This is a genomic window from Terrisporobacter othiniensis, from assembly GCF_000808015.1.
GTDB lineage: Bacteria > Bacillota > Clostridia > Peptostreptococcales > Peptostreptococcaceae > Terrisporobacter > Terrisporobacter muris.
The window spans coordinates 94,661-108,507 of record NZ_JWHR01000112.1 but is presented as its reverse complement, the minus strand read 5'-3'; the positions used below and the strand labels follow the sequence as shown (position 1 = coordinate 108,507).

General features: G+C 28.9%; 12 protein-coding genes. All 12 read left to right on the top strand.

Annotation, left to right across the window (positions count from 1 at the left end):
• The 12 genes from mfd (at position 1) to spoIIE (ending at position 13,634) form a co-directional block, all read left to right on the top strand.
• A complete protein-coding gene (gene mfd, locus QX51_RS13760) occupies positions 1-3,393 on the top strand; it encodes a transcription-repair coupling factor (protein ID WP_039680469.1) in 3,393 nt (1,130 codons plus the stop codon).
• 16 nt (positions 3,394-3,409) lie between these two features.
• Positions 3,410-4,402, top strand: coding sequence for a peptidylprolyl isomerase (locus QX51_RS13755; protein WP_039680468.1), 993 nt, complete (start codon positions 3,410-3,412; stop codon positions 4,400-4,402).
• 108 nt (positions 4,403-4,510) lie between these two features.
• On the top strand, positions 4,511-5,050 hold the full coding sequence (locus tag QX51_RS13750; protein ID WP_039680467.1) for a stage V sporulation T C-terminal domain-containing protein: 540 nt from the start codon (positions 4,511-4,513) through the stop codon (positions 5,048-5,050).
• 144 nt (positions 5,051-5,194) lie between these two features.
• The gene (locus tag QX51_RS13745) at positions 5,195-6,808 is read left to right on the top strand and encodes a putative polysaccharide biosynthesis protein (protein WP_039680466.1); all 1,614 of its coding nucleotides are present in this window, start codon (positions 5,195-5,197) and stop codon (positions 6,806-6,808) included.
• Between the two features lie 74 nt (positions 6,809-6,882).
• A complete protein-coding gene (gene yabN, locus QX51_RS13740) occupies positions 6,883-8,331 on the top strand; it encodes a bifunctional methyltransferase/pyrophosphohydrolase YabN (protein ID WP_039680465.1) in 1,449 nt (482 codons plus the stop codon).
• Positions 8,332-8,411: 80 nt separating this feature from the next.
• A complete protein-coding gene (locus QX51_RS13735) occupies positions 8,412-8,696 on the top strand; it encodes an HU family DNA-binding protein (protein ID WP_039680464.1) in 285 nt (94 codons plus the stop codon).
• A 72-nt stretch (positions 8,697-8,768) separates the two neighbouring features.
• The gene (locus tag QX51_RS13730) at positions 8,769-9,011 is read left to right on the top strand and encodes an RNA-binding S4 domain-containing protein (protein ID WP_039680463.1); all 243 of its coding nucleotides are present in this window, start codon (positions 8,769-8,771) and stop codon (positions 9,009-9,011) included.
• 60 nt (positions 9,012-9,071) lie between these two features.
• Positions 9,072-9,326, top strand: coding sequence for a sporulation protein YabP (gene yabP / locus QX51_RS13725; RefSeq protein WP_039680461.1), 255 nt, complete (start codon positions 9,072-9,074; stop codon positions 9,324-9,326).
• A complete protein-coding gene (gene yabQ, locus QX51_RS13720; protein WP_039680460.1) occupies positions 9,326-9,802 on the top strand; it encodes a spore cortex biosynthesis protein YabQ in 477 nt (158 codons plus the stop codon). Before yabP ends, yabQ begins: the two co-directional genes overlap by 1 nt.
• Complete coding sequence (locus QX51_RS13715; RefSeq protein WP_052233060.1) at positions 9,799-10,092, top strand: FtsB family cell division protein; 294 nt, start codon at positions 9,799-9,801, stop codon at positions 10,090-10,092. The genes yabQ and QX51_RS13715 overlap by 4 nt, the downstream gene beginning before the upstream one ends.
• 159 nt (positions 10,093-10,251) lie before the next feature.
• Positions 10,252-11,178, top strand: coding sequence for a Ppx/GppA phosphatase family protein (locus QX51_RS13710; RefSeq protein ID WP_039680459.1), 927 nt, complete (start codon positions 10,252-10,254; stop codon positions 11,176-11,178).
• An 86-nt stretch (positions 11,179-11,264) separates the two neighbouring features.
• Positions 11,265-13,634: a stage II sporulation protein E gene (spoIIE, locus tag QX51_RS13705; protein ID WP_039680458.1), complete on the top strand. Its 2,370-nt coding sequence runs from the start codon at positions 11,265-11,267 to the stop codon at positions 13,632-13,634.
• The last annotated feature ends 213 nt before the right edge of the window (positions 13,635-13,847 follow it).

Genomic DNA, 13,847 nt, shown 5'->3' with positions numbered 1-13,847 from the left:
ATGAAGGATGTATTATTATATCCTTTGCAAAATTTAAATGAATATAAGGAAGTTATAAGCTATATTGAGGAAAGTGATGGTGCAGCATTAGTTAATGGATTATTACCTATGCAAAAGCCACATATAGCTTATTCCGTATTTAAAGAATTAAAAAAACAAATCCTTTTTATTGCCAATAGTGATTTAGAAGCAAAGAAAGTTTATGAAGATTTAGATGGCTATATTAAGGGAAAGGTAGAATATCTATCAAGTCAAGATATTTATTTTTATCATTTAGATGCAAAGGACAGAAGAGAAGAAGCAAAAAAATTAAAGACATTGTTTAAATTAGCTAAGGGAGAAAAAGTTATTGTAGTAACTTCTGCTGAAGCTATTTTAAGAAAATATATACCGAAGAAAGTATTGATAGACAATGTAATAACTTACAAAGTTGGAGATACTGTTGATATAGAAAAATTAACTAATACCCTTGTGAATTTAGGATATGAAAGAGTTTCCAAAATAGAAGGATTTGGTCAATTTAGCATAAGAGGTGGAATCATAGATATTTTTTCTCTAGAGTACACTAACCCTATTCGTATGGAATTATTTGATGATGAAGTAGATTCTATACGAACTTTTGATGTGTTCTCACAAATGTCTATAGAAAAAATAAAAAAAATTGTAATAACACCTTCAAGAGAGTTTATATATCCTGAGGAATTGGATAAAATAGTAAAAAACCTGAAAAAAGAAATTAATGACAATACAGATGATGATGCTATTTCTAATATCGATAAGATATCAAGTAAAACTTATTTTGAAGGAGTAGAAAACTACATTGATTATATTTATCCTCAGGAAAATAAAAGTATCTTTACTTACTTAGATGAAGATGCAGTGATTTTTACCCAAGATGTTACTAGACTTAAGGAAAAATGTGAGAATTACTTTGAAGAATTTAAAGATAATTACAAAGTAAACTTGGAAAGGGGATTAGCCCTAAAAAGCCAAGGTAAGTTAATTTATACTTATAATGATTTAAGTTATCTTATAGAAAATAGATCTATATTATTAAATACTTTATTAGTAAGACAGATAAATGAGTTTAATATAAAGAGAGTTATTAACTTTGATTCCAGGGAAATACCTCCCTATAATGGTAAATTAGAACTTTTAGCAGAAGATTTAAACAGACTAAAATACAATGGAAATAAAGTTGTATTAGTTACAAGCACATTAGACAGAGCAAAGAAATTAAGTAAAGATTTACTTGAGTTTAATGTAGAAACCATAGTTTCAAAAAATAGAGATGTAGAAATTAAATCTTCTCAAATAATTATTTGCCCGGGAAATATAAGCAGAGGTTTTGAATATAAATCTATTAAATTCGTAGTAATTACTGATAATGAAATAATAGGAGTTCAAAAAAGAACTTCCACAAAGAAGAAAAAGAAAAAGAATAAAAATGGACAAAAGATTGATTCTTTTTTAGATTTAAATATAGGAGACTATGTTGTTCATGAAAATAGCGGTATAGGTAGATATACGGGTATTGAGCAAGTTATAGTAAATGGAATCAAGAAAGACTATATTAAAATAATTTATCAAGGTGGAGACAACCTTTATGTACCTATTGACCAAATGGACAAGGTACAAAAATATATTGGTGCTGATGTTGAAAGAGTAAAATTAAATAAATTAGGAACTAGTGAATGGACTAGAGCAAAAGCTAAGGTTAAACGAGAAATAGAAGATATGACAAAAGATCTTATAGAACTTTATGCTAAAAGAGAAAAAGTTAAAGGATTTAAATTCTCAAAGGATACCATTTGGCAAAAAGAATTTGAAGACTTATTCCCTCATGAAGAAACAGAAGATCAATTAAAAGCAATAAAAGAAACTAAAAAAGATATGGAATCTTCCAAGGTAATGGATAGGTTAGTTTGTGGAGATGTTGGATATGGTAAGACAGAAGTGGCTATCAGAGCCATTTTTAAGGCTTGTATGGATGGAAAACAAGTTGCTGTACTAGTTCCTACTACAATTCTTGCCCAACAGCATTACAATACCTTTAAAGAAAGATTTGAAAACTATCCATTAAGAGTAGAAGTCTTAAGTAGATTTAAAACTCCAAAACAACAAAAGCAAATTATAGAAGATGCCAAAAAAGGATTAGTTGATATCTTAATAGGAACTCACAGGATTGTTTCAAAAGATATAGATCTACCTAAACTAGGATTAGTAGTTATAGACGAAGAGCAAAGATTTGGGGTTAAACACAAAGAATCTTTAAAGAAAATAAAAAATACTGTAGACGTATTAACTTTATCAGCAACGCCTATTCCGAGAACACTACACATGTCTCTTAGTGGAATTAGAGATATGAGCGTAATAGAAGATCCACCACAAGAAAGACACCCTGTTATAACTTATGTTACAGAAGCTAAAGAAAGTATTATACAAGACGAGGTGGAAAGAGAGTTAGCTAGAGGTGGTCAGGTATTCTTTGTATATAACAGAGTAGAAGGAATTGAAAGAATTGCGTCTAAAGTACAAGAATTAGTACCAGATGCTAGAGTAGCTGTTGCTCATGGTAGAATGACTGCAAAAGCGCTGGAAAATATCATAATAGATTTCCTAAATAAGGAATATGATGTTTTGGTTTGTACAACAATAGTTGAAACAGGAATGGATATTTCCAATGCAAATACTATGATAATTTATGATGCAGATAAAATGGGATTAGCACAACTATATCAGTTACGTGGTAGGGTTGGAAGAAGTTCTAGACAAGGTTACGCGTATCTAATGTATGAAAAAGACAAAGTTTTAAGTGAAGTAGCTGAAAAAAGACTAAAAGCTATCAAGGAGTTTACAGAATTTGGATCAGGGTTTAAAATAGCAATGAGGGACTTAGAAATTAGAGGTGCAGGAAATATATTAGGATCCCAACAACATGGACATATGGCGGTTATTGGATATGACTTATACGTTAAAATGTTAAACGATGCCATAAGAAAGGTTAAAGGAGAACCTATAGTTGAAGAAGTGGAAGTTGAAATTGATTTAAGTGTTAATGCATATATTCCAGATTATTATATTGATGATGAATTAATAAAATTAGAAATGTATAAGAAAATTGCATGCATAGAAAATAAAGATGATTTAGCAGAAGTGCAATATGAACTTGAAGATAGATTTTCTGATATACCTAAGCCTGTAGAAACATTATTAAATATTGCCTATATAAAATCTATGTGCAAAAAACTTAAAATAGAAAAAGTAAGACAAGTTAAGAATGAGATAATTTTATACCCTTTAACTAGATACAAAACAAAAGAAACAATGGGTCACAAAATTGTTAAGGAATTAGAAGAACTATTAGAAAAAATGTTAAAATTAAATAATTAATTTGGAGAGGTGTTTTATGAAAAAAATATTTACTTTAATCCTGTGTTTAATGATGACAATGTCATTAATAGGATGTAGTGCAGACAAAAAAGCAGTTGCAACTGTAAATGGACAAGACATAACTTTAGGAAATTACGAAAAATTATTAGCTTTAAACAAATCATCAATGGAATCTTACTATGGAAGTGATATTTGGTCTACTGAAATAGAAAAAGGTAAAACGTATGAAGATACATTAAGAGACATGGTACTTCAAACAATGATAGGTTCTGAAGTTATCTATCAACAAGCAGAAAAAGAAAAGGTTGCGCCTACAGATAAACAAATACAAGAGCAAATAGATAGTTTTAATGAAACTACAAAAGATGATGCTGATTACCAAGCAGAACTTAAAAAGATGGGAATAGATGAAGAGTTTTTAAAATTCCAATTTGCAAGAGACTTAGCTAACAGCAACTTACAAGAAAAATTTGAGAAAGATACAAAAATATCAGAAGAGGATATGAAAAAATATTATGAAGATAATAAAAAAAGTTTCTATACTGATACTGTAACAGCCTCTCATATATTATTAAAAACTCAAGATGATAAGGGTAAAGAATTATCAGCTGAAAAGAAAAAAGAAGCTAAGAAAAAGGCAGAGGAGGCTCTTGCTAAAGTTAAGGCTGGAGAAGATTTTGCGAAGGTTGCAAAAGAATATTCTCAAGATGCATCAGCATCAAGTGGTGGAGATTTAGGAACATTTGGTAGAAATCAAATGGTAACTGAATTCGAAGATGCAGCTTTTTCTATGAAACCAGGAGAAATATCTGATCTAGTAGAAACACAATATGGTTATCATATAATAAAGGTTACAGATAGAGTCGACAAACAAGAAACATATGATGATGTAAAAGATCAAATAAAGAGCACACTAGCAAGTGAAAAATACACTGAGTATGTTGAAAAACTTAAGAAAGATTCTAAGATAGAAGAAAAAGAAGATATTGTAAAATCTGCTAAATTTTAATATAATAAGCTATGTCCAATTTAGGATATAGCTTTTTTTGTATATTTTTCTTATCAATGGTAAAAATATATACATATTAAAGACAGTAATGGAGGGATTAATTAATAAATGAGAGCTACAGGAATAGTTAGAAGAATAGACGACCTAGGAAGAGTTGTTATTCCTAAAGAGATTAGAAAGACCCTTAGAATAAGAGAAGGAGATCCTTTAGAAATATTTACAGCTAAAGACGGAGAAGTAATCCTTAAAAAGTACTCTCCAATAGGAGAATTAAACGAATTCTCACAAGAATATGCGGAAACTTTAGGTGAAATATTAGGTCAAGGTGTTGTAGTAACAGATTTAGACTCTATAATAGCGGTATCTAAGTTACCTAAAAAAGATTATAAAGAAAAAAGTATAAGTAATGAATTAGAGCAATTAATTGAAAATAGAGTAGTTAAACATGCTAACGATAATAAAATGATACCTTTACACAAAGATGATTCTACTCCATATAGCGGTCAGATTATTATGCCGATTATAAGTGATTCAGGAGATTGTATAGGTTCAATTTCAGTAGTTACAAAAGAGAATGAAGTCTTCTCTGAAGACATAGAAAAAATTCTAAAAATTGCAACTAGCTTTTTAGGAAAGCAAGTACAATAAATTATTATTAGGCCCTTATTATAAGGGCCTTTAATATTTTAAAAAATTTGTTTTCTAAATAATTAAAAAATCTTAAGTTATTGAATATACTGATATAGATATGATATATTAAAGTTTGTTATATAAATAATATGGAGGTAAGTTATGAACAATAACGCACATAAAGAATCGTTTTTAAAAGGTGCACTTATACTTGGAATGGCAGGTATAATTGTTAAGATAATGGGAGCATTTTTTAGAATCCCTCTGGGAAACATAATTGGTTCAACGGGATTAGGATATTATCAAGCCGTATATCCAGTGTACACTTTATTCTTAACGTTAGCTACGGCAGGGTTTCCGACTGCACTAGCAAAACTAGTTTCAGAGCAAAGAGCTGTAGGGGATTTTGGAGGGGCAAATAAAACATTTAGAATATCATATACAGTTTTATTTATTACTGGATTGATATCATTTTCATTTTTCTTCTTTGGTGCAGATTTTATATCTACAGTACTGTTGAAAAATAGTGGAGCATATGCAGCATTAATTGCTATTTCTCCCGCATTGTTATTTGTTCCTTTGATGTCTTCTTATAGAGGATATTTCCAAGGAAGAAGAGAAATGTCTAAAATAGCTATTTCTCAAATAATTGAACAGTTTTTCAGGGTAGTATTAGGATTATTATTGGCATATATGCTTATGAAAAACTTTGGAGAGCAAATGGGAGCTGCTGGTGGAGTACTAGGGGCTGCAATAGGTGGATTCGCATCTGCTGTATTTTTAATTTACATATATTTAAGAAGTAGTAAATCTAGAAAAGCTGAAATAGCTCAAAGTAAGCATATAAAGGTTGAAAGTACAGGAACTATATTAAAAAGATTATTGTATGTTGCTATACCTATAAGTATTGGTGCATGTGTAATGCCATTAGTAAATATGGTAGATAGTGTAATAGTAGTAAGAAGACTTACAGAAACTGGATTTAATATAGAACAAGCCAATTCTCTACTTGGTCAATTATCAGGAATGGCAATATCAACTGTAAACTTACTTGTAGTTATAGATCAAGCAATAGGTATGAGTTTAGTACCATCTATTTCAGAAGCTTATGCATTAAAGCAAATGAAAAGAGTAAGAAAAGAAGCTAAGACAGGATTAAAGACTATATTATTAGTTACTTTACCAGCTACATTTGGATTTGCAGCTCTTTCAGGACCGATAATGAAGCTATTATACCCTGCTGAACCAGCAACTCTTGGAACCATGTTATTTGTAGTGTCTCCATGTGCAGTATTTTTAGGTTTAATATATGCACAAAATGGTATACTACAGGGGATGGGAAAACCTATGATGCCTGTTATAGCTCTAGCTATAGGTATGGTATTTAAAGTAGTAATAAGTTATGTATTAACAGGTATACCATCAATAAATATAATAGGTTCTGGAATAGGTACTTTGTCAGCATATGCAGTAGCATCTATAATAGAGTTTATGTATATAAAGAAACATCTAAAATTAAGATTATCACCAAAAGAATTCGTTATAAAACCATTGATAACAGTTATAACAATGTATGTAGTTGTTAAATTATCATATGGATTTATAGTAGGTTTCTTAGGTAATTCATTATCAACTTTAGTATCAATAGCTATTGGTGGGGTTGTTTATGGATTAGTGTTATTAGGAATAGGTGGAATTAGAAAAGATGAAATTTTAACTTTACCAAAAGGTGAAAAAATTTACTCGATTTTAAGAAAACTTAAATTAATGAAATAGAAGATAGTATATAAATAGATGATAAGATTATATTAATGTATATAATCTTATCATCGTATATAGGAGAAAAAATCATGGGAAAAATATCTATTGTAGGACTAGGACCTGGAGATTATTCTTTGATTAGTCAAGGTGCATTAGATGCCTTAAGTACTAGTTCTAATGTTTATTTAAGAACTAAGAAACATCCAACTGTAGAGCAGTTACAAGAAAAAATTCAATATACTGCTCTAGATTATTTTTATGAAAAAGAAGAGAATTTTGAAGAAGTATATGGAGAAATTGCGAAATTTATAGTAGAAAAAGGTAAGAGTGAAGACTTAGTATACGCTGTACCAGGTCATCCTCGCGTGGCAGAGAAGACTGTAAGCATTATAGAAGGTTTATGTATACAAAACAACTTAGAATTGGATATAATCCCTTCTATGAGCTTTGTAGATGCTATGTACAATTACTTAGGGGTTGACCCAGCAGAAGGATTTAAATTATTAGATGCTTTTGAATTAGAAGAGTCTTATATAGATATAAATACAAATACTATAATAACGCAAATATATGATCCTTTTATTGCATCAAATGTTAAATTAAAATTAATGGAACATTACGATGATGAACAAGAAGTTTGCATAGTAGTTGGTGCAGGAATAAAAGAATTAGAAAGTAAGGCTTATGTAAAATTATATGAACTTGATAGACAACCTGAACTATTTAGTTACTTAACAAGTTTATACATACCAAAGAGTGATAAAAAATTATATAATACAGTTCATGACTTGCAAAATATAATGAAAAAACTTAGAGGTCCATCAGGTTGTGAATGGGATGCAAAACAAACTCACCAGACTTTAAAAAAATATCTAATTGAAGAAGCTTACGAAGTAGTACAAGCTGTTGATAATGATGATATTGATGAATTAATTGAAGAGCTGGGAGACGTACTTTTACAAGTTATATTCCATTGTCAAATAGGAGAAGAAGAAGGATTTTTTAATTTAGGAGATGTTTCAAGTAGTATTTGTAACAAGTTAATACACAGACATCCGCATGTTTTTGAAAATGTTGAGCTAGATATGAATAAATTTGATAAAACATGGGAAGAACTGAAAAAGAAGGAAAAAGGTGAAACCAGTGTGACTGAGGGGTTACAAAGGATTCCGCAATTTTTGCCGGCTCTAACTAAAGCAGAAAAAATACAACATAAAGCTTCCCTAGTAGGATTTGATTGGGACAATATTGGCGATGTTTGTAAAAAAGTTGAAGAAGAATATAAAGAACTACTTGACGAATGTAAATCAAGGAATATAAAATACATAAAGGAAGAGTTAGGCGATTTATTATTTTCAATAGTAAATTTGGCTAGATTTTTGCAAGTTGATCCTGAAGAAGCATTAAACCTAACTAGTAAAAAATTTATAAAAAGATTTAAATTTATAGAGGATAATGCTAAATTAATGAATAAGACATTGGAAGAAATGACATTGGAAGAAATGGATAAACTATGGGAAAAGGCTAAATTTCAATAAATAATAGAAGGAAATTTCATAAGTATATAGAACTTACAAGAAAAGAGTTTTATATTAACACATTTTAGGAGGTAAAAATAATGAATAAAGCTGAATTAGTATCAAAAATGGCAGAAAAAAGTGAGTTAGAATTAACTAAAAAACAAATAGAGGATGCATTAAATGCATTTATGGCTTCAGTTGAAGATGCACTAGTTGAAGGAGATAAAGTTCAATTAGTAGGATTTGGAACTTTCGAAACTAGAGAAAGAGCTGCTAGACAAGGAAGAAACCCAAGAGACCCACAACAAGTTATAAACATACCAGCTTCTAAAGCTCCAGTATTCAAAGCTGGAAAAGTTTTAAAAGAAGCTATAAACAAATAAGAACATAATAGTGATTAATAATAGATAAAAGTGTGGGCTTCCCACACTTTTTCTGCATATTAAGGAGGCCCTATGAGACTAGATAAATTTTTAAAAGTATCAAGAATAATAAAAAGAAGAACAGTGGCAAAGGAAGCTTGTGATAAAGGGATAGTTACTATAAATGGGAAACAAGCAAAATCATCTTCAGAAGTAAACATAGGTGATGTATTAGAAATTACTTTTGGAGAAAAAATAATGAAATTTAAAATAACTGAAATAAGAGAACATGTTCTTAAGGCTGAAGCTAAGGAAATGTATGAGATAATAGAATAATATTTGAATAACCTCAGTATATTTATATTAGGAGTAATTTATATATACTGGGGGGATATGATGGAACATAGTATAAGTTTAAAGGACAGATCTAATCTAGTTATATCAGGAGTAGATCATATATATTCTTTTAATGATAAGAGAGTAGAGCTTTTAACTTCTGCAGGAAGACTTATTGTGGAAGGTGAGGGCTTGGATATGAATAAGCTTAATTTGGAAGAAAGTATAATAAGTGTGGAAGGCACTGTAAACTCTATAAATTATGCCAAGGATAAAAAGCCTGAAGAAAAATTCTTTAAAAAGGTATTTAAATAATGGGATTTTTTATAGAGGACATAAATATATTTTATTTAACTCTTTATGGTGGAATAGTAATAGGGCTATTATTTGATTTATATAGATCACTAAGAACAAATTTTAAAATAGTAAAAAAAATATCTTTTGTTTTTGATGTTATATTTTGGATACTTATAACAGCTGTAATCTTCACAACAATTAATTTATTAGAAAGATTTGACTTAAGATATTATCATTTTGTAGCCTTATTTCTAGGTTTTATTTTATATTATAACACCATAAGTAAATATATTTTGATTGCATTCAATAAAATAATTTCTTTTATAACAAGCTTATTCAAAAAGACTATATACTACATAGTCAGTTTTTTAAATAATTTGTATTACATTATTATCTATTCAATACACCTTATATTTGATATTATTTGTTATATACCAAGTATACTTTTATCAACTAAGAGAAAAAGAAAAAATAAAAAGGGTGTAGGTGCATGAAGATAAAGATGTTAAAAAGATTTATGGGGCAGTATATGATTTTAGGCTTATTTGTATTTTTTTTAGTGTTTAGTATCATCACTGGATTTATATTTCAGATTAGAAAAGTAAATGAATATAAAGGCCAGATAGCACAAATAAACAACCAGATAGAAAATACTAAAGAGGAAATAAGTAAGTTAGAAAAATTAAGTAAAGATAATGATTTAGAATCAGTAGCAAGAAATGAGCTAGGTATGATTAAATCAAATGAAATAATATATGTAGATTCAAGTGAAAGAGATAACTAAGTTATCTCTTTTTAGTTTATAATAATATTAATTTAAGTAAGATTATTACTTGAAGGAATATTTATAATATATTGTTTGCAAACTGATTTATTAAAAACTATAACTAAGAGATATGGTAGACAATATGAACAGGATTGAATTTTAATAAGGAGGAATAACATGAAAATAGGAGCAATTGATATTGGTACAAACTCAATGAGGTTATTAATAGCAGATTATAACGATAATAAAATAGAGAATAGAAAGAAGTACATAAATACAACTAGAATAGGTCAAGGAGTTGACCAAGACGGTTATATTACAAATGAAGCTTTAGAAAGAAATTTAAAGGCTCTTAAAGAGTTCTCTGATAAATGTAATGAGGAAAAGTGTGAAAAAGTGTATTGTATGGGAACATCAGCTTTGAGAGATAGTAAAAATGGACAAGACTTTATTAATGAAGCAAAAAAATTAACAAATATAGATGTAAAGATAATTTGTGGAGAAGAAGAATCTAATTTAGGCTTTATGGGCGTACTAGAAGGCACAGAAGGTGATAAAAAAGAAGATATATTAGTAATCGATATTGGAGGTGGCTCTACAGAGTTTGTTGTTGGAAATGAAGAGGGTATTAAGTTTTGCAAGAGTGAAAATGTAGGAGCTCTTAGAATGACAGAAAAATTTATTACAACAGATCCTATTAGTGATGAAGAGTTTAGCTCTATGACAAACTTTATAGAGGATACTATATCATCGACTATTAATAAAATTGAAACAATGAATATAAGCAAATTAGTAGGAATTGGGGGAGCAATTACTTCACTTTCTGCTATGAATCAACAATTAGAGGTATATTCTATGGAAAAAGTTCATAATAGTGTGGTCACAAAAAAAGATTTAGAAAAAATTCTACAAAATTTAAAAATCATGACATTAAATGATAAGAAAGCCTTAAAAGGGCTACAACCAAAACGAGCAGATATTATAACGGCTGGTGTAAAAATATTACATATTGTAATGGAAAAGTTAGAAATTGAAAAAATAATGATAAGTGAGTACGATAATTTGGAAGGCTTAATGTGTCAAAACTCAAAAAATATGTCTTAATTTTTTAGGAATACTAAAACCAATTATGACAAAATATAATTCTCCCCTTTGATATAATTCATGTTAAACAAAGGAGGAGATTTTTTATGGATAGAGATGGAGTTGCTGTAAAAAGTAGAGGCTTTAATTTAAATAAAATAAAAATAAATAAATATATAAACACAAAGACGGCAATTTTTATGTTGCTGGGATTTTTTCTTAGTCGGTTCACCATTGTGGATGGGGTAGCACCCTTTGGAATAGCATTCTTCTTATTTTTTGTTAAATTAGATCAGTATAAATATCAAGTATTTTTATCAACTTTGGTAGGCACACTACTATCTTTCAATGATATATCATATATTGTTAAGTACAGTATATGTTTAGTTATTATTTTAGCTTTTAGTAATAAGATTAAAAAATTAGACTCTGTAGCCAAAATTAGTTTGCTAGGAGCAGTAATATTGCTTCCAATGTCTTTAGGACAAACAGCATACTATGGTAATAAAAACATATACGATTTTATAATAATTCTTATGGAATTTGTAGTTACATTTATTTCAGCATACATATTTTCGTTTGGGACAAAGTTCTTACTTAATAACAAGAACAAGATGTATATAAGTCCCGAGGAGGTAGTTTCCCTCAGCCTATTAATTGCCTTTAGTATTATAGGAATAGGCAATATAGGTTTATTAGGTGTTTCAGCTAGGGGAGTTTTAGCAACAGTGTTAATACTTATAGCATCTATACTTGGAGGTTCAACTCTGGGTGCTACAAGTGGAGTTATTGTTGGTTTAGGTTTTATGATATCTAACGTAGTATCGGCCCTATATATGGGAGTATATTCTTTTGCTGGCCTTGTATCAGGGGCATTTAATAAATTAAATAAATATATTTCTATATTAGGATATTTATTAAGTTGGATTATAATATATTCCTATACTTCAGGAATAACTTCAAATTTATCACAAATAATTGATATAGCCATAGGTTGTTTAATAGTTTCTCTAATACCAAAATCACTTTTTAATAAGATGGAGAAATTAGTAAAAACTAAGGTGGACTCTAACGAGGCTGTTTATGAATATATAACGAGAAGTAAAAATTTAACAAATAGCAAACTTATGAATATACAAAGAGTATATAATGAGTTGGCTAACACTTTTGACAAAGTAAGAGAAAGAGACAAAGTAATAGGCCAAAGAGATATCTCCGCTATAATTGATATGATTCATAATGATGAATGTCAGTATTGTAGTATGCAACGAATTTGTTGGGAATCAAAATTTAATTACACTTATAATTTAATCTATGAAATAATTGAAAAAATAGAGGATGGTGAGATAAGTACAAGAGATATTCCAGAAAGCTTTAGGAAAGAGTGTATGAAGCCAGAGCTAATTGTAAGAGTAGCTAACTATTATTATAAACTATATGCTCTAGACTATGATTGGAATATGAAATTAAGTGAAAGTAGACAAGTTATATCAAAACAAATAAAAGATATATCAAAATCAATAGAATGTATATCCAAAAGTTTAGAACAAGACATTATGTTGAATTTAGATAAAGAAAAAGAAATTTTTGATGAATTACAAAGACATAATATTATTGTGGACAAGGTTAATTATATTCAAGAAGGAAACGATGATTTTAAAATAACCATTGAAATGAAAAATTGTAGAGATGGTTGCTTGTGTGATGATAAATTATTAAAAGTTATTTCTAACTTTGTAGGAGAAACTTTAGATATTCAAAAGATCGGGTGCCATTGTTTAGGAGAAAATTGTAAAGCAATCCTTACAAAAGCTGAGAAATTTAAAGTGGTCACAGAAGCAGCAGCCATGTCTAGGGATGGTCATATATTCTGTGGAGATAATTATACATTTATGGAAATTTACGATGGTAAATATATGATGGCAATAAGTGATGGTATGGGAAAAGGTAAAAAAGCATACGATGAATCATCTGTTACCATAGACATCTTGGAAAATATGATGGAAGCTAAAATTGACAAAGAAATAGTCATAAACACAATAAATAATATGCTTTTACTTAAATCATCAGAAGAAATTTTTTCAACGCTGGATTTAGGTATAGTTGATTTGAAAAAAGGAAGATTGGAAACTGTTAAAATGGGAGCTTGCTCAACATATATTAGTAGAGAAAATAAGGATGTGGATTTAATTTCATCATCTTCACTACCAGTTGGAATACTATCTGAAATAAACTTAGATAGACACAATGTGAAAATAAAGAATGGTGATTTTATAATAATGGTCTCTGACGGTATTGTTGATGCTGGTAAGAATAATGACTTCGGAGAGAATTGGTTGATATACTTCCTTAAAAAACTTACAACAACTAATCCAAAGGAAATTGCAAATCAAATTTTAGACCGAGCTTTAGAATTACAGCTTGGAGAGGTAGATGATGATATGACTGTGTTGGTAACTAAAGTTGTAAGCAATTAAAATATAAATATCAACAAAAAGGTATAAAATTTGTTGATAAGATTGTAAAAAATGTTGATAAATAGGAGGAATATGGTGAAGTGATATAATTTTATAAATATAAAACCATTGAAAATACTAAAGTATAAGAAAAAGAAAGGGTGTTGATATGTGAATAACATTGTGGATAAGTCATGGTTATACACAGTATATAAAATTGAATAATTTGTAAAA